The organism is Metapseudomonas resinovorans DSM 21078, from assembly GCF_000423545.1.
Classification (GTDB): domain Bacteria; phylum Pseudomonadota; class Gammaproteobacteria; order Pseudomonadales; family Pseudomonadaceae; genus Metapseudomonas; species Metapseudomonas resinovorans.
Genome location: NZ_KE384030.1, coordinates 367,931 through 384,745 on the forward strand (window position 1 = coordinate 367,931; position 16,815 = coordinate 384,745).

Annotated in this window: 16 protein-coding genes; 9 read left to right on the forward strand and 7 right to left on the reverse strand. The window is 64.8% G+C overall.

Annotated elements, in window-relative coordinates; translation table 11 throughout:
* A partial coding sequence (locus G559_RS29350; protein ID WP_245586540.1) for a DUF5801 repeats-in-toxin domain-containing protein occupies window positions 1-1,821 on the forward strand: 1,821 nt, incomplete at its 5' end.
* Window positions 1,822-1,971: 150 nt separating this feature from the next.
* On the opposite strand, the gene G559_RS0125090 is transcribed toward G559_RS29350, so the two are convergent.
* The gene (locus G559_RS0125090) at window positions 1,972-2,670 is read right to left on the reverse strand and encodes a response regulator transcription factor (protein WP_394296423.1); all 699 of its coding nucleotides are present in this window, start codon (window positions 2,668-2,670) and stop codon (window positions 1,972-1,974) included.
* Between the two features lie 1,311 nt (window positions 2,671-3,981).
* Here G559_RS0125090 and G559_RS0125095 point away from each other — a divergent pair.
* The 6 genes from G559_RS0125095 to G559_RS0125120 all read left to right on the forward strand — a co-directional run bounded on the left by G559_RS0125095 (window position 3,982) and on the right by G559_RS0125120 (window position 10,299).
* The gene (locus G559_RS0125095) at window positions 3,982-5,022 is read left to right on the forward strand and encodes an ABC transporter substrate-binding protein (protein WP_036997875.1); all 1,041 of its coding nucleotides are present in this window, start codon (window positions 3,982-3,984) and stop codon (window positions 5,020-5,022) included.
* Between the two features lie 37 nt (window positions 5,023-5,059).
* Window positions 5,060-6,094, forward strand: coding sequence for an aromatic ring-hydroxylating dioxygenase subunit alpha (locus G559_RS0125100; RefSeq protein ID WP_028630864.1), 1,035 nt, complete (start codon window positions 5,060-5,062; stop codon window positions 6,092-6,094).
* 8 nt (window positions 6,095-6,102) lie between these two features.
* Window positions 6,103-6,906, forward strand: a complete 804-nt coding sequence (locus G559_RS0125105) for an ABC transporter ATP-binding protein (protein WP_137823707.1) — start codon at window positions 6,103-6,105, stop codon at window positions 6,904-6,906.
* A 78-nt stretch (window positions 6,907-6,984) separates the two neighbouring features.
* Window positions 6,985-7,788, forward strand: a complete 804-nt coding sequence (locus G559_RS0125110) for an ABC transporter permease (protein ID WP_028630866.1) — start codon at window positions 6,985-6,987, stop codon at window positions 7,786-7,788.
* A 124-nt stretch (window positions 7,789-7,912) separates the two neighbouring features.
* Window positions 7,913-9,349 (forward strand): amidohydrolase family protein, encoded by a 1,437-nt coding sequence (locus tag G559_RS0125115; RefSeq protein WP_028630867.1) that lies wholly within the window; start codon window positions 7,913-7,915, stop codon window positions 9,347-9,349.
* Entirely contained in the window at window positions 9,346-10,299 is a 954-nt protein-coding gene (locus G559_RS0125120) for a PDR/VanB family oxidoreductase (RefSeq protein ID WP_028630868.1), read from the forward strand. Before G559_RS0125115 ends, G559_RS0125120 begins: the two co-directional genes overlap by 4 nt.
* Before the next feature lie 57 nt (window positions 10,300-10,356).
* On the opposite strand, the gene G559_RS0125125 is transcribed toward G559_RS0125120, so the two are convergent.
* The 3 genes from G559_RS0125125 to G559_RS29355 all read right to left on the reverse strand — a co-directional run bounded on the left by G559_RS0125125 (window position 10,357) and on the right by G559_RS29355 (window position 14,177).
* On the reverse strand, window positions 10,357-11,169 hold the full coding sequence (locus G559_RS0125125) for an outer membrane protein OmpK (protein ID WP_036997863.1): 813 nt from the start codon (window positions 11,167-11,169) through the stop codon (window positions 10,357-10,359).
* Between the two features lie 546 nt (window positions 11,170-11,715).
* On the reverse strand, window positions 11,716-13,533 hold the full coding sequence (locus tag G559_RS0125135; RefSeq protein WP_028630870.1) for an ABC transporter ATP-binding protein/permease: 1,818 nt from the start codon (window positions 13,531-13,533) through the stop codon (window positions 11,716-11,718).
* A 158-nt stretch (window positions 13,534-13,691) separates the two neighbouring features.
* Window positions 13,692-14,177, reverse strand: a complete 486-nt coding sequence (locus G559_RS29355) for a LysR substrate-binding domain-containing protein (protein ID WP_081668164.1) — start codon at window positions 14,175-14,177, stop codon at window positions 13,692-13,694.
* A gap of 17 nt (window positions 14,178-14,194) precedes the next feature.
* Here G559_RS29355 and G559_RS0125145 point away from each other — a divergent pair, with 17 nt between their 5' ends.
* Window positions 14,195-14,497: a hypothetical protein gene (locus G559_RS0125145; RefSeq protein ID WP_028630871.1), complete on the forward strand. Its 303-nt coding sequence runs from the start codon at window positions 14,195-14,197 to the stop codon at window positions 14,495-14,497.
* A 154-nt stretch (window positions 14,498-14,651) separates the two neighbouring features.
* Here G559_RS0125145 and G559_RS31055 read toward each other — a convergent pair whose 3' ends face one another.
* Together G559_RS31055 and G559_RS31060 are read right to left on the reverse strand one after the other, a co-directional pair.
* Window positions 14,652-14,897 (reverse strand): hypothetical protein, encoded by a 246-nt coding sequence (locus G559_RS31055; protein WP_245586541.1) that lies wholly within the window; start codon window positions 14,895-14,897, stop codon window positions 14,652-14,654.
* Window positions 14,898-14,912: 15 nt separating this feature from the next.
* On the reverse strand, window positions 14,913-15,125 hold the full coding sequence (locus G559_RS31060) for a hypothetical protein (RefSeq protein WP_245586542.1): 213 nt from the start codon (window positions 15,123-15,125) through the stop codon (window positions 14,913-14,915).
* A 485-nt stretch (window positions 15,126-15,610) separates the two neighbouring features.
* Here G559_RS31060 and G559_RS0125155 point away from each other — a divergent pair, with 485 nt between their 5' ends.
* Entirely contained in the window at window positions 15,611-16,348 is a 738-nt protein-coding gene (locus tag G559_RS0125155; RefSeq protein WP_028630872.1) for a S1 family peptidase, read from the forward strand.
* Window positions 16,349-16,441: 93 nt separating this feature from the next.
* On the opposite strand, the gene G559_RS30830 is transcribed toward G559_RS0125155, so the two are convergent.
* A partial coding sequence (locus G559_RS30830; protein WP_245586543.1) for a hypothetical protein occupies window positions 16,442-16,815 on the reverse strand: 374 nt, incomplete at its 5' end.

Below are 16,815 nucleotides of genomic sequence, written 5' to 3' on the forward strand. Positions count from 1 at the left end.
GGCCTGTTCAACGCGGCAGACTTCGGCCAGGACGGTTTCAAGGACAGCGACGACGACGATGTACAGGACGCTGACGCCATTGCCTACGCCCTCGGGGTGAGTGCTCCCGGCGGTGTGGACAGTGGTCTGGTGGATTCGCTCACGGGCAACAGGATCTTCCTGTTCCTGCAGGGCGGGGCTGTGGCCGGGCGCGTTGGCACTGCCGGCGGCCTGTCCGATGCGGCCGGAGCCGTCGCCTTCATGATCACGGTGGTGGCCGACACCGGCAATGTGAGCCTGAGCCAGACTCGCTCGATCATCCATGACGACCCGTTGGACCCGGTCGAGTCGGGTACTTCCGCCGCCGGCCTGGCCGCGGCCCTGGTGACCCTGACGGCGACCGTCACCGATGGCGACGGTGACCGCGCCTCGGCCAGCCGCAACATCGGCGAGGCCTTCAAGTTCGAGGACGACGGCCCTTCGCTTTCCTTCGGCAACCTGATCGGGACCGGCACCATCCTGCCGCAGTACGGCAGCTGGAACATGTCGAGCGGAACTGATGGCCTGGGTGCGGCCGGGCTGGACATCAACCTGGTGGGCGGTCAGTTCACTCTGGTCAGGCCGGACACCACCACCACGACGGGGAGCGGTACGCTCACCGAGCAGTCGTCCTCGCCGGATGCCAATGGCGCGTACCTCTTCGCCGGGACCCTGACGGGTGACTTCGACAACGACGCGACCACGGCTGATACCAGCATCGATTACACGCTCACTGCCTTCGCCGACGGCACCTACGCGCTGGACCTGGTGCAGGGGTTCACTTCGACGATCGTGCGCAGCAGCGCCGATGGCGCCCTGGACGCTGGCGGGCCGGACCCGGTGCGTACATTGCTGATCCCACCGCAGGACCCGCCGACCATTCCGTCACCGTCCGAGGAAATCGTGTTCTTCGGCGTCAATGCGGCCACCAGCTCCGCCGATATCTTCTCGGCTATCGGTGTGGGGCAGACGGATCTCACTGAAGCTCAGATCGAAAGCGGCGGTTTTGCCTTCCTGGGCACGGCGAACATGAACGTCAGTACCTCGGGTATTGGTATCGGCAACAACAACCTGGATGGCAATGGCACGGCGGGTATCAATGACGGTGACGAAAGCTTCGTCGTCAACCCCGAGAGCCTGCTGACGGCGATGAAGGTGTTCATCGACAACTCGGTGCAGGGCTACAACCCGGCGACGGAAGAGCTGTACTACCGTATTTTCTACTCCGATGGGACCACCTCGGGGGATCCGGTCAAGGTTCTGGCCGACGACCTGAGCCCTGAAGCAGGGGGGCAGACGTCGTTCCTCGTCGAGCGGCAGGGCGACAAGATGATCGACGCGGTCCAGCTCACGATGGGCTTGGGCGTGATCAAGATCCCGGTGATCCAGTTCATTCAGGAGACCGAAAACCTGGCGAACGACGTCCGGCTCACCTTCAGTGCGACGGTTACTGACAATGACGGGGACCAGGCAACGAGTCTCTTCGACGCTAACCTCTACGCCAGCGAGGCGGCGAACGCGACCTTCAACTACGTCCTGGCGGGGACTCTGGGAGAGAAGGACAGCTTCAACGTCGACCTGTCGTTCTCCCAGAACACCTACCAGGTCACGGGTTTCGACGCGGGGGCAGGAGCGCGCGATTCGCTGGTGCTCATTGGTGACCAGAACGCGTTGGTTGAGACAATCGATAACAGCACTGCCGACAGCATCGTGACTGTCGCCGAGTCCGGTGGGCAGACAACGACCATCACCGTGGTCGGGGTCGACCTCCTGCCGACCGACATTCTGTTCGGTTCCGTCTGAGGCGCTGCGAACGATCACGGGTCGAAGTGGCCGGGATGCCGCTTCGACCCGGCGGTATGACCGGGGAATGGCAGTGGAAAGGAGCGGGTGAGGTGGTCGGAACGGTAGGCGGTGCGCTCCCGTCCCGAGAGCGGTAAAGAACGGCGACGCTCAAGCCCAAGTGCGGTCGGGCGGCTCCTCATTGTCGAGCAGGCCGTGTTTCATTGCATACATCAGCAGGTCGATGCGATTGATCACATTGAGCTTGTGGTAGATGTTGCTCAGGTGGTTATGCACCGTGTGTTCGCTGATGCCCAGTTGCTCGGCGATGCTGATGTATTTGGCTGAGGGTGCGCCGACTATGACGCGGATCAACTGCATTTCCCGTGCGGTGAGCTGGGCATGTCGCGCCGGCTCCATTTTTATCATCGGCACGACGGACTCTTGCTGCACGCGCCCGGGGGAACGCCCCTGGCCGAGTTCAATCGGACTTTGCCCGACCCTCAGGATGGTCTGAACGATGGCTTCGCCCGAGTCATCTACCTGCACAATGTCAATGGCTCCCGCCGCCAACACGTCTGTGGCGGGGACCGTTTCCCGGTGGTCCCGAAGCACCAGCACCCGTGCCCGACCGTCGTGGACAAACCGTTGGATGGCGCACAGCGAGTCCAGCGGGTCAGCGAAGAAACTAAGCAGGATGACATCCGGTCGCAACGACGCGACAGCGTCCAGCGCGCAGCCATAACTGGTTGCCTGTCCGACCACTTCCATGCGGGGTTTCATTGCGTCGACCAGTTCCTGAAGTCCCCGTAGAACAAGGGGACGACAGTCGACCAACATCACGCGGATGGGGGCTCGGAGAGTTGTCACGATAGTTCGTACTCCCGGTGGAAGGCGTGGCTCGTGTTGGCGGTATATCTATTCGTATAAGTGAGTAACTGGCCATCCGCCAGAATGACCTGACCTTGTGCGAAGTTGGCGGGATAAGCGGCAGTGGCTCTATTCAGGGCGTTTGAAGATGAAATTCTTTCTCGAATGCCAGTCTTTCCGACGCCTTCGACTAGAGCAGTAAGTCCTCGTGTTTTGCCCCTTATGACTGGCTGAAAGCCTCTGTTTACGGGGCCTGCAGCGGATTCTTGGCCAGTCGGGAGTGTAATCTTGGCGGCATTCTGGTCGCGCCAGTGCAGGGCGTGTTATTGGCGTCATACCCATGTACTGTGCGCCCTCGGGTTGTATTGAAAATCAATGACCCCCACGCCGTGTGCCCTGGCATGCAGCTTTCGGCCGCTTTACATGATCGGGTGCCGGGTCGCTGTGGAAGAAATCAGTGGCATGGACGTCGAATGCAACGGCTCTGTCTGCGTTACGTGTTGCAAGCAACTGCACTGCTCCTACAAGGCTCTTGGCCCGATGGTAAATCTCCCGCAACAGCTAACGCAGACATAGCGAACGCAACTACGCCACCCATATCTTCGGCCCGCTCAACGTCACTCGCGCGGTACTGTCGAACATGCGCCGTCAGCGTTCCGTTCACGCCATCCACATCTCCTCGCTGGGCGAGCTACCAGGCTTACTGCCGCTGGGCGTGAAGTTCTCGGTGGTCGAACCGGCTGCTGGCCCTCAACACGGCCATCATCCAGCTCTCCAGCCACCTGTCGCGCTGATTCAGCTGAGTCCCCTGGCCCCGGTCGTTCCGGGGTCAGCCATTCCCCCAGGGGCGTGCCCGTCAGGCAGTTGATCCCGATGCACCACGACGAGGCACATTCATGTCGTGGCGCACCCGGCCTGAGCGCGATCCTGGTGCGCCATGTTGCATCCATATCCTCAGCGAAGCGCTCTGGGATGAGGCTTTTCAGGCTTTTCGCGCGGCTTGGCACGCTCCTGGCTTTGCGATTGGCGAGTAGAAGCGGTTAGCGCCGAACGAGTTCCTTCGGCGCGGGACATTGCTCTTGCGGCCACCCCGGTCGCACACCCGGTATGCGGGTGCTTGGTCATGGTCTTCGGACCTGGACGAGAGAGATGTCAGTCATGCGCTTCGCCATTGCCCATCCCTTCCACCTGTTCGCCGGTCAGAACCGTGCGACGGTGTCTCGTCGTTTCCAGCATCCCTCCGGTTCCCTGACGGGTTTCGCGCCATGCACGCGGGGCCCATTCCTGTGCCTTGATTCGGAGATTTTCGCCATGACCAGCTACTCCGCCTTGCGCTCCGCCGCTCGCCGCTTCTCCCGTCAACTGCTGCTCCCGCTCGCTGTGGCGGGCGCCCTTGCCGCGCCGCTGGCCCAGGCCGCCGACAAGGTGGTGCTGCTCACTTCCTGGTATGCCCAGGCCGAGCACGGCGGCTTCTACCAGGCGCTGGCCACCGGCCTGTATGAGGCCGAGGGGCTGGACGTCACCATTCGCATGGGCGGGCCCCAGGTGAACGGCATGCAGTTGCTGCTCAACCGCCAGGCCGATGTGATCGCCAGCTACGACCTGCAGGTACTCAAGAGCGTGGAGGCGGGCATGCCGGTAGTGGCCATTGGTGCGGCCTTCCAGGGCGATCCCCAGGGCATGTTGACCCACGCCGACGTGAAGAGCCTGGATCAGCTCAAGGACAAGACCGTGCTGGTGTCCACCTCCGGGCAGACCACCTGGTGGCCCTGGCTGAAGGCGAAGTACGGCCTTTCCGACGCCCAGGCGCGGCCGTACACCTTCAACCTGCAGCCGTTCTTCGCCAACCCTGCCGCAGCCCAGCAGGCCTACGCCAGTTCCGAGCTGCTGCAGGCCACCAAGGCCGGTATCAAACCCAACTTCTTCCTCTTCGCCGATCACGGCTATCCGCCCTACGGCTCGACGCTGGTGACCCGCCGCGACCTGATCGAACAGCGCCCGGAGGTCCTCGCGCGCTTCGTCAAGGCGAGCATGGAAGGCTGGCGCAGCTACCTGGCCAACCCGGCACCGGCCAATGCGCTGATCAAGCGCGACAACCCGAACATGAGTGACGAACTGCTGGCCTGGGGTGTGGAGAAACTCAAGGAGTACCGCCTGGTGGAGGGCGGCGATGCGGCGACCCGGGGTATTGGCGTGATGACTGATACCCGCTGGCAGGCCACCCGCGACTTCATGGTGCAGAGCGGTCTGCTCAAGGCCGAGGTGGATGCGAAGGACGCCTACGACCTGCGCTTCGTCCGCGACCTCCACGTACTGCCCGGCGCGCCGGCCCAGACCGCAGCCAATCCCTGACCCCGTGCCTGAAACGAATTCGATGAGGACCTGAACCATGCTGGTTACCCAACAACCTGTATTGCGCCGTTTCTGGTACGCACTGATGCCTGTCGCCCATCTGGACGCCGGCCCCCAGCCCTTCACCCTGCTGGGCGAGCGCCTGGTGCTGTTCCTCGGCAAGGAAGGCCCGGTGGCCCTGGCGGACCGTTGCTGCCACCGCACCGCCCAGCTGTCCAAAGGCTGGGTGGAGGACGGCACCATCGTCTGCGGCTACCACGGCTGGCGTTACGACGGCAGCGGCGCCTGCGTGTGCATCCCGCAGCAGGCCGAAGGCGCGCCGATTCCCGCCGGCGCTCGGACCCAGGCGTTCCACTGCAAGGAGCAGTATGGTTACGTCTGGGTCTGCCTCGGCGAGCCGCTGCAGGACATCCCGCTGTTCGAGGAGGATGGCCTGCCCCAATACCGGCGCATCTTCCAGTTCTACGAGGAGTGGAAGACCAGCCCGCTGCGCTTCATGGAGAACAGCTTCGACAACTCCCACTTTTCCTTCGTGCACCGGGCGAATTTCGGCATGCTCGACCAGCCCAAACCTTCCAGTTATCGCCTGGAGGAAACCGACTGGGGGTTCGAGGCGGAAACCGTCGTGCCGATCAACAACCCGCCGTCCGGGCACCGGGTCACCGGAAGCAGCGCGCCGACCACCACACGCCACCTGTTCAACCGCTGGTACTTGCCCTTCGTGCGGCGCTTCGGTTGTACCTACCCGGACAGCGGCATTCACCACATCATCTACAACTGCGCCACGCCCATCGACGACAAGCGCATCCAGCTGGTGCAGTGGCTCTACCGCAACGACAGCGAGGAGAACTGCAGCACCGGGGAACTGATCGCCTGGGATGCCCCCATCACCCGCGAGGACCAGGACATCCTCGAAGCCACCGACTACGACGCCTGCGTCGATACCCGTCGCCGGGTCGAGTTCCACATGGAGTCGGACAAGCCGGGCCTGATCATGCGCAAGCAGCTCTTCGCGCTCCTGCAGAAGCACGGTGAGGAGGAATGCTTTCGCGCCGAGGGGGTGCCGCTGTGAACGCCGCCATGAACCTGCCGCCGGTGTTGGCGGAAGAGCGCCCGGTCCTGCTCGCCAACCAGGTGGAAAAGGTCTACCCCAATGGCACCCAGGCACTGCAACGCATGAAGCTCGAGATCGGCCGTGGCGAGTTCGTCTCGCTGCTCGGCCCCTCCGGTTGTGGCAAGAGCACGCTGCTGAAGATGTTCGCCGGGCTGGAACAGCCGACCGCCGGCCATGTGCGCTGGTGGGGCAAGGGCCGCCTCGATGACGCGGGCAGCGGTCAGCGCCTGGCCATGGTGTTCCAGGAGGCGACGCTGATGCCCTGGGCGAAGGTGGCCGACAACGTGCGCCTGCCGCTGGACCTGGCCGCCGTACCCAAGGCCGAAAGCGTGCCCCGGGTTCAAGCCGCGCTGGAACTGGTGGGCCTCGGCCGCTTCGGTGGGGTTTACCCGCGGGAGCTGTCCGGTGGCATGCAGATGCGCGCCTCGATTGCCCGTGCGCTGGCCACCGAGCCCAACCTGTTGCTGATGGACGAGCCCTTCGGTGCCCTCGACGAATTCACCCGCAATCGCCTCGACAGCGACCTGCGCCAGCTCTGGGCGAGCCGCGACCTGACGGTGGTGTTCGTCACCCACAGCATCTTCGAGGCGGTGTACCTGTCCTCGCGGGTGGTGGTGATGGGCGCCCGACCCGGCCGCGTGCTGGCGGACGTGGCCATCGACGGTCCACTGGAACGGGACGACGCCTTCCGCACGTCATCCGCTTTCATCGAACAGTGTGCGCACCTGTCGGCGCTGCTGGCCGAGGCGAACGGGGAGGGCGGGCATTGATGGACAACTTTCGTGCATTCCCAGCCCTCTGGGCGAGGGCTGGGATGAGGGCGTTTTCCTCCCACACAGGAGCTCAACATGAACACTGAACATCGTCCCTGGCTGACCAACCCCACCGTTCAACGCATCGCCGCGCCGGTGCTGGTGGGCATCGTCCTGCTCGGCCTGTGGCAAGTCCTGTGCGTGGCGTTGCAGGTGCCCGCCTACCTGGTGCCGAGTCCGCTGGACATCGGCCGTACCCTGCTGACCGACGGCCCCATGCTGCTGGGGGCGCTCTGGACCACCCTGACCATCACCTTCCTCTCCTTCGCCCTGGCGGTGACCCTGGGCGTGGCGCTGGCCTTTCTCTTCGTGCAGAGCCGGGTGATCGAGGCGAGCCTGTTCCCCTACGCCATCCTGCTGCAGGTCACGCCGGTGGTGGCCATCGCGCCGCTGATCATCATCTGGGTCAGCAACACCACCCTGGCGCTGGTGGTCTGCGCCACCCTGGTGGCCATCTTCCCGGTGATCGCCAATACCGTGCTGGGGTTGCGCAGTGTCAACCCTGGCCTGCTCAACCTGTTCCGCCTGAACCGTGCCGGCCGCTGGCAGACCCTGCTGCGCCTGCGTATCCCCAGCGCGTTGCCGTACTTCTTCGGCGGGCTGCGCATAGCCTCGGGGCTGGCGCTGATCGGCGCGGTAGTGGCGGAGTTCGTCGCCGGCACCGGCGGCACCGGCGCGGGGCTGGCCTACCAGATTCTCCAGGCGGGCTTTCAGATGAACATTCCCCGACTGTTCGCCGCGCTGCTGCTGATTGCCGTCACCGGCGTCGCCCTGTTCTGCCTGATGGCTATGCTGGCGCGGGTGTGCCTCGGGCACTGGCACGAAAGCGAGCAGGGCTGAGCACCGCCTTGCCTGATTCCGGCCGCTGACCTGAGCAGCGGCCCAACCCTGTCTCTCCCGGAGCGGTTGCGGTGATCCGGCTCCTTCACCGCGCCGTTCCGGGGAGCCTTGACGGAGCGTCGTCATGACCGATTCCAAGAGCTGGCTGATCCGCAATGCCAGCGCCATTCTCACCGGCCTTACCGGGGACGCGGCGCGTCACGCCGGGCCGGATATCCGCATCCGCGATGGACGCATCGCCGCCCTTGGCCGGCTCGACCCGCTAGCCGGCGAGTCGCAGATAGACGCCCGTGACTGCGTCGTCTACCCGGCCTGGGTGAATACCCACCATCACCTCTTCCAGTCGTTGCTCAAGGGCGAACCGGAAGGCCTCGACCAGAGCCTCACCGCTTGGCTCGCGACCACGCCCTATCGCTTCCGCGCGGCCTTCGACGAGCACAGCTTCCGCCTTGCCGCACGGATCGGTCTGGTGGAACTGGCCCGTTCCGGCTGCGCCACCGTGGCCGACCATCATTACCTGTACTACCCCGGCATGCCCTTCGACGGCGCGGCCATTCTCTTCGAGGAAGCCGAGTCCCTCGGGCTGCGTTTCGTGCTCTGCCGGGGTGGTGCCACCCAGGCCCGTCAGCTGGAAGCGGACCTGCCTCAGGCGCTGCGACCGGAAACCCTGGACGCCTTTCTGGCCGACCTGGAACGGCTCACCGCCCGCTATCACGACCCGGCCGGCGATGCCCACCGCCGCGTGGTGGCCGCGCCCACCACCACCCTGCACTCCACCACGGCGCAGGAGCTGCGGGAGATTGCCGCGCTGGCGCGTCGGCTGGGCCTTCGCCTGCACAGTCACCTTTCGGAAACCGTGGACTACCTGGATGCCGCGCGGGCCAAGTTCGGCATGACGCCGGTGCAGTTCTGCGCCGAACAGGACTGGCTCGGCCCGGACGTCTGGTTCGCCCATCTGGTGAAGTTGCTGCCCGAAGAAATCCGTCTGCTGGGGGACAGCGGCAGCGGTATCGCCCACTGCCCGCAGAGCAATGGACGCCTGGGCAGTGGCATCGCCGATCTGCCGGCGCTGGAGGCGGCCGGGGTGGCGGTGTCCATCGGCGTTGATGGTGCTGCCTCCAACGAGGCCGCCGACATGCTTTCGGAAACCCACGCCGCCTGGCTGTTGCAGCGGGCGCGCAAGGGCGAGCGGGCACGGCCGCGCTACGAGGGTGGCACCTTCGAGGGGGGCGCCGACGCGGCGTCCATCGAAGACGTGCTGCGTTGGGGGACGGCGGGCGGCGCCAAGGTCCTTGGCCTTGACCAGCTCGGCACCCTGGCGGTCGGGCAGGCGGCTGACCTGGCCATCTATGCCCTCGACGACCCGCGCTACTTCGGCCTGCACGATCCAGCCATCGGCCCCATCGCCTGTGGCGGCCGTGCCCGGCTTCGCGCCTTGCTGGTCGGCGGCGAACGGGTGGTGGACGACGACCGGATTCCCGGCCTCGACCTCGCTGAGCTGGGCCGCGAAGCCGCCCGCGCAGTCGTGGGCCTGCAGCAACGCGTGGGGGTAAGGGCATGAACTGGCTGAACATGCGCGTGCGCAGCCTGCGGGAAGAGGCCGCTGGCATCCTCGGTATCGAGTTGCGGCCAGCCGAGGATGTTCCCCTGGCGTGGCACTGGGAGCCCGGTGCCCATGTGGATATCCGCCTGGAAAGCGGGCTGGTGCGCCAGTACTCGCTGACCAACCTGGCCGGCGAAGGCTGCGTGCGCCTGGCGGTGAAGCAGGAGGAAACCTCCCGTGGCGGCTCCCGCTGGCTGCACGAGCGGTTGCGCATCGGCTCGCGGCTGGAGGTCGGCGCGCCGCGCAATATGTTCCCGTTGCGTGACGGGCAGGGTGAAGTGCTGCTGGTGGCGGCGGGGATCGGCATCACACCCCTGCTGGCCATGTATCGCCAGTGCCGCCGCGATGCGCGCCCGGCGCGCCTTCTGTATTTCACCCGCAGTCCCGCCCACGCCGCATTCGCCGATGAGCTGGCAGGCGACGCGTCGGCCAGGCTGGTTCATGGCCTGGACGGTGCCGGGGTCATGGCGCGACTGCGGGCCGAACTGCCTGCCTGGCGGCCTGGCGCGACGCTGTACACCTGCGGGCCGGAACCCTTCATGGCGACGGTGCTGGAGCAGGCTGAAGCGGCGGGCTGGCCGGCGGAGGCCCTGTTCCAGGAGCATTTCCAGGCGCCGTCCGGCGAGGTCGTCACCCCGTCCGCAGGGTTGGAACTGGTGCTGGCGCGCAGTGGTCGTTCGGTGCAGGTGGGGGAGGGCGAAACCCTGGTGGATGCCGCTGCACGTGCGGGTGTCGCCATTCCCACCTCATGCGGGATGGGCATGTGCGGTTGCTGCCTGACCCGCGTGCTTGCTGGCACGCCGGAGCACCGCGACCAGTTCCTGTCCGACGCCGAACGGGACAGTGGCGAATGGCTGTTGCCTTGCGTGTCGGGTTGCCGGAGCGGGCGGCTGGAGCTGGACTGCTAGCGATTGCGGTAACGCCGCGCGCATAACGGAACCGGGGGCATTGCGCCCCCGGCCTGCTTAGAAGTGCGCTTTCAGCAGCAGGCTGATGGCGCTCTGGTCCGTGGGGAAACCACGGCTGTCCTCGATGCCGTATTTGTCGGACCAGAAGTCGTACTCGATGCCCGCGTAGAAGGTCTTGGCGCCATGGCCGAGAGCCTTGCCCAGGTCGTACTTGATCTGCGGATTGAAGTGGAAGCTGCGGGCGACATAGTCGGACTTGCCCTTGGTGCCCACGTCGTTGACGTACCACTCCAGGTAACCATCGAAGAGGATGTCGGAACGGCCCACCGGAATGGTCATGGCCCAGGTGGGGTTGATCTGCCACTGGCCCGAGGCCTTGCCGGTGATGCCGTCGGGTTTGCGGTAGTAGGTGTTCAGCGAGAAGCGGTCGAAGCCGGGAATGTCCAGGTCCAGCGCCGGCCCCAGCAGGTACTTGCGGTTGCGGTCCTTGCCGCGCTCGTAGGTGGCGGCGATGAGCACGTCCTTGATCGGGCCGTAGGCGAGGCGCGTGTCACTGATCTTGCCCAGGGACAGGCGCGGTGAGAACTCGCCGTAGTAGCTGTGGCCGTCGCTGCCGTGGACGCCGTTGAACCACTTGTTGTCGACGAAGAGGAAGACATCGCCCCAGCTCCAGCCGCTGGCGTGCTCGAAGGTGATGGTCTGCTGGGTCTTGCCGGCGCCGTTGCCGTCCACCTTGTAGTCGGTGCCGTAGAGGTAACTCAGGCTACTGTCGCTCCACAGCAGCGGCCCGGCCTGGGCGGCCAGGGGCGTGGCGCCGAGGGCGAGAACCAGGGTGGGGATGCTGGCGCGCGAGGCGATGCGGTGCTTCATCGGATGTTCCCTTGCTTGTAGTCATTGAGGTGACCGGCAAGGGCTGCCATCTGGACATGCCTCTCCCACCCCGGCCAATACCGGGGCGGACACCCTTGCCGGGTGTGCGGCCTGAGCCGCAAGAGCAATGTCCCGCGCGGAATCCTCCGACCCGCGCTGACCGCTTCTACTCGGGATGACTCATAGCAAGGAGCAGGCCATGGTCCGCAAAACCGCGCTCCAGAGGTTGTGGACTGTTGTTGTGGTCGATTGCATACAGGAATGGATGCGCTTCTTGCACCAACCTGGATACGTGAGGTGCGGTCAGGACCCGGAATGAGGCGTGCTGGGCGCCCGCTGGTATCCGGGAGCCGAAGGCAGGTGCGGACGCCACGGCCAGCATCGAGCTGGCACGGCTGGGCACCGAGTTGCAGTGGCAGGTCGGGCGTTTCTGCGTGTCATGCGCTGGCAGTCCATAAAGAAAGCCCCTGGGGATTGCCGATCCCCAGGGGCTTTTTCGTCGGTCGTGACCGCGCTCGATGCTGGCCCGGCCGCGTATGGGACGGACTAGACGTTCGCCTCGAGCGCCGGTTGCTGTTCCATCAGTGACCAGGCGCCTTGACCGTCCAGCTCCAGGCGGTGGGTATGGAAAAGCGACAGGGTGCTGCGGTGGCCAATGCTGACCAGCATGGCATCGCGCATTTCGTTGCGCAGCAGCGAGTAGAGGGCATGCTCCAGGCCTTCGTCCATGGCCGAGGTGGATTCGTCGAGGAAGACGATCTGCGGCCGGTTGAACAGTACCCGGGCGAAGGCCAGACGCTGCTGCTCGCCGACGGAGAGTATGCGCGTCCAGTCCTGGCTGAGGTCGAGCCGGTCGGCCAGGTGGGCGAGGTTCACCTGGCGCAGTGCCTGTTTGAGGCGCTCCTCGTCTTCCGGGGCGCTGGTGGCCGGATAGGCGATCGCCGTGCGCAGGTCCCCCAGCGGCAGGTAGGGGCGCTGCGAAAGGAACAGGGCCTGGTTGCCGCCGGGGCGTCGTACCGCCCCCTCGGCGTAAGGCCAGAGCCCGGCCAGCGCGCGCAGCAGGGTGGTCTTGCCGCTGCCCGATGGCCCCTTGATCAGCAGTGCCTGGCCGGGCGCGAGGCTCAGGTTCAGGTCGGCCAGCAGCCGAAAGCCGTCAGGGCGCAGCACCTGCATGCCTTCGATTTCCAGCACCTTGGCCTGTTCGTGCGTGGTGACGCGGGGCAGGGTGCGTGCCTGCTCGTTGGCATCGAGGAAGCCGGTGAGACGGTCGAGGGTGGCGCGGTATTGGGCGAAGGCGTCGTAGGAGGTCCGGAAGAACGACAGCGAGTCCTGCACCTGGCCGAAGGCCTGGGAGGTCTGCATCACGTCGCCCAGCTTGATGGCGCCACTGAAGAAACGCGGGGCTTGCAGGATGAAGGGGAAAACCACCGCCACCTGGCTGATGGCAAGGTTGAAACCGTCGAATTTCAGGCTTCGGTACACCAGCGCCCAGACGTTGCTGATCAGCGCGGAGAAGCGGCCCAGCAGCGTGTGCCGCTCGATGTCGTTGCCCTGGTAGAACGCCACGTTCTCGGCGTATTCGCGCAGGCGCATCAGCGCGTAACGGAAGTTCGCGGTGAGTTTTTCGTTCAGGAAGTTCAGGCGGATCAGCGGGCGGCCGAGGCGGAAGGCGATCCAGGTGGCGATGATCACGTAGATGTAAACGGCGAAGACCATCGCCCGGGGAATCTCCACGCCGCCGACTTCCAGGGGCGCGGAAAGGCCCCAGAGGATGCCGGTGAAGGCCACCAGCGACACCAGTGCGCTGACGGCACCGAGCGCGAGGGACACCGAGCCGGTGACGAAGGAGTTCACGTCCAGTTCGATACGCTGGTCGGGGTTGTCCACCGGCTCGGCGAGGAACTGGCCACGGTAGTAGGCATCGCCCTTCATCCAGTCAGCGGTCATCCGGTCGTTGAGCCATACCCGCCAACGGATGCTGAAGGCCTGGGTCACGTAGTAGTTAAACAGCGCGCGCAGCACATGGATGGTGGCGAGGATCGAGAACACCCCGAGGAAGTACCAGAAAGCCTTCTGGTCCAGCCCCTGCAGGGCGCTGTAGAAGCCGTTGTACCAGAACGAGAACAGCACGTTCATGCGCACCGAGAACAGCGTCAGGACCAGCAGCACGATGAACACCAGCAGAGGGCGCCAGCTGTGTTTCGGGCTGAGGTAGGGGCCGGCGATCTGCCAGAACTGGCTACCCCAGCGGGTGAAGCGTACCGCCAGTGTTCCCGCGGCAGCGAACGCGGCAATGGTGATCAGGGAGGCGACTGCCAGCCAGCTCAGGCTTTCCTGCAGGGCCTGGTTCCAATCCATTTCCATGGTGGTTACCCGTGGTTTTCAGGGGGGAATGAGGGGGATTGCTCTGCCGAACGGGCCGGGGGCCTGGCAGCGGTGAGCGATAGTAGCACCGTGCGGGTACGCCGAACCCCCTACGCGGGCAGGGTTCGCCCGGCTCATTTCGCCAGACGCTGTAGGTCTCAGACCTTCGCGGCGTGGGGACTCTTGAAGACGAACACCAGTTCGTCGGCCAGGGCACGGGCCTCGCGGGTGATCAGCTCCTGGTCGCGGTAGACCAGCGAGATGTTCAGCGGCGGCACCTGCTCCTGCAGGTCGAGCACGTCCAGTTCCTGGCCGAGCTTCTGCACGTATTCCAGCACGCGCAGCGGCCAGTAGCTGATGACGTCGGTGTTGCGTGCCAGCTCGCAGAACATCACGCCCGAAGAGCACTCGATCACGCGCTCGGGCAGGGGGACCTGAAACTCCTCGAACATCAGGCCGACGCGGGACTTGTCCAGCGAGTCCTGCAGCAGCCATTGCTGCTCACGCAGCTCGGCCAGCGAGTGGGCGTCGCGCAGGGGGTGTCCCTTGCGCACCGCGAGGGCCGTAGGTTGCACGTAAAGCTCGGTCCAATGGAAGCCATCGCTGTAGCGGCTGGCCGGCTGGGAGCAGAGCGCCAGGTCCAGTTGGCCCTCGCGCCGCCATGCTCGCCAGCCACACCCACGGCGAACGCAGCGTCGAAGTCATCGTCCAGGCCTGCGAAGGCATCGACGCCGTCATGCGCCGCCTGGCCGACATCGGCGAAATGAACCAGTCCGTCGCCGCCGCCACCGAACAGCAACGCGCGGTGGTCGAATCCATCAGCCGTGAAGTGGGCGAGATATTCACACTCAACCAGAAGGTCCAGGCCAGCCAGCGACAGGCACTGGTGGTGTGCGAAAGCCTGGATGGACGCTCGGGCGAGCTGCGCCGGCTGGTGGATAGCTTCCGCATCGAGCGGGGATGAGTCGCGGCTCCTCCCGCCCCATCCTGCAGGCGCCTGGAGCGGTTAGTAGGATGGGTAGAGCTTGCGAAACCCATCGCCCATGGCTCCCGCACGGGGTTCGCTCCCCTGCGGAACGCCGCCCGACCCATCCCACGGTCGCCTGGGGCCGGCCTTCTCAGGACAGTGCCTTTCGCTCCGGCACCTGCCCCTGGATGCGCGGCATGTCCTCGTAGCGAATCCACAGCGAGCCTTGCCACTCCATCAGGTTCAACTCCTGCCCCTGCCAGTGCATTAACCGTCGGCGCGGTTGCTGGCCGGGGGCGTCCTGCCGGCCCAGGGCGGGCACCACCTCTTCGCTGATCCAGCTGCGCAGGCTCCGATGTTCGGGGTGGTAGTAGTACACCAGCAGTAACTGGTGCATGCCGCTCTCGTTCACCTACTGTTCCTCGCTGAAGGTGCCGTCCTCCAGCCGCAGAACCTCGGTGCGCAACTGATTCGGGTCGAGCTTCAGCGAGAGGTCGATATCCGGCCGGAAACTGGCCAGCTTCGCCAGATCGCGACACAGGAACCAGGCGCGATCATCGATCAACAGCGCGCGCAGCGGCAGGCGGTAGCGGCGAAAGGTAGTGGGCGTGCGGTAGTCAGTCACGGCGCACCTCCGGGCAGAGGGGCAGGGCAGGGGAGAGATGCAGATGCGTGGAAGAGGCTCTCATGTTCTAACTCCATGTTCGGAACTGAGTAGCCGCCACCGGGGGGAGGGTGGCGGACCGTGCAGGGCTAGAACCCCGGCCGAGAAGCCAAAGCCGGATGGGCAAAGCCCACCCTGCACGGTCCGCCATAGACTGCCGGGATGCGATGAGCTGGCGAGCAGCGCACCGATCCTGCTTATGGCGTGTTTGACTTCTCGGTGTATCAACGGGGGTTCTAATCCCGGCTGCGACCAGAGCCGCAACGGAGCGTGACGCTATATATCTGGCTTGTAGGACCGCAAGCCGGTTGCCGGGTAGGCTTTTTCCTGCCGGCTGGGGCAGTTAGTCGTAGTCAAAAGGCTCGACTGGGCGGATGCTCGTGGGTGGCGCGCCTGATATCCAGCGAAGCGCCACCCCAGGGACGCAAGCGGATGGAGCTTACGTAATGCCGGTTATCGAACCACTGCTCCTCAGTACCGTACGCATCTGCACCTATGCAGGGTCACGCCAACTGACCAACGCCAGCGGCTTCTTCTTTGCCCGGGACGAGCGCCTTTTCCTGGTCACCAGTCGGCACGTGCTGGTGGATACGCCGAGCCGGCACTTCCCCGATCGCCTCGAAATCGAACTACACACCGACCGCCACAACATGGCGTGCTCGTGCGACTTCTCCATGCCGCTGTATCGCGACGGCAAAAGCCTGTGGCGCCAAGGCGGGGATGCTGCAGGTAGCGTGGATGTCGCGCTGCTCGAAATCGAGCGCTCCGCCTTGCCGAAGACAGCCGCCTACCACGCGTTCACACCCGAGCACCTGCAATCCCCTAGCGACCTGATCGAGGCGGGCACCGGACTGCTGGTAGTGGGCTTTCCCCTCGGCTTCCACGACAGCCTGCACCACATGCCGGTGGTGCGACATGCCATCGTCGCCTCATCGTTCGGCCTGCGCTTCCAGGGGCAAGGCTACTTCCTCACCGACGCCCGTACCCACCGAGGCACCAGCGGCGCCCCCGTGGTGATGCGCGCCCCGGAAGAGAACCAGAACCTTGGTGACCTGCCCTGGATGCTGCTTGGCGTCCACTCCGCCCGCCTCGACATGGGCAGCCGCGACTTGGTGCAGGACGAAGCACTGGGACTCAACTGCACCTGGTACGCCGACATTCTCATGACGTTGAGTGAGAGCTGAGGATCGATTGTCCACCTTGCTCTCTGAACGGAAGCGTTGGCTGGCCGCGCGAGTGCCCCTCTATATAGAGAAAAGGGATGATGGAAAAACCTTTCAATTAAGTATTGACGGCAGAATCTGCATCCCTATAATGCGCACCTCTTCCGGCGCAGTTGCCAAGAAAAACTCCTTGTAGATCAATGAGTTAAGTGGTTGGTGAAGGTGCTGGGAGGTTCCGCTTCGCAAGGTTCGCCACTGGCGAACGAAGTTGGAAAGGAGGTGTTGACAGCGTGATTGAGCGCTGTAGAATGCGCCTCCCGCTGACGAGAAGAGAGATCGGATCGAAGGCGCAAGCGGTTGAGTAGAAAAGAGATTTTCGAAAAACAGCTTGACAGTAAGAAAGGCTGCTGTAGGATGCGCGGCCTCGGTTGAGACGAAAGACTTGATCGAAACGCTCTTTAACAACTGAATCAAGCAATTCGTGTGGG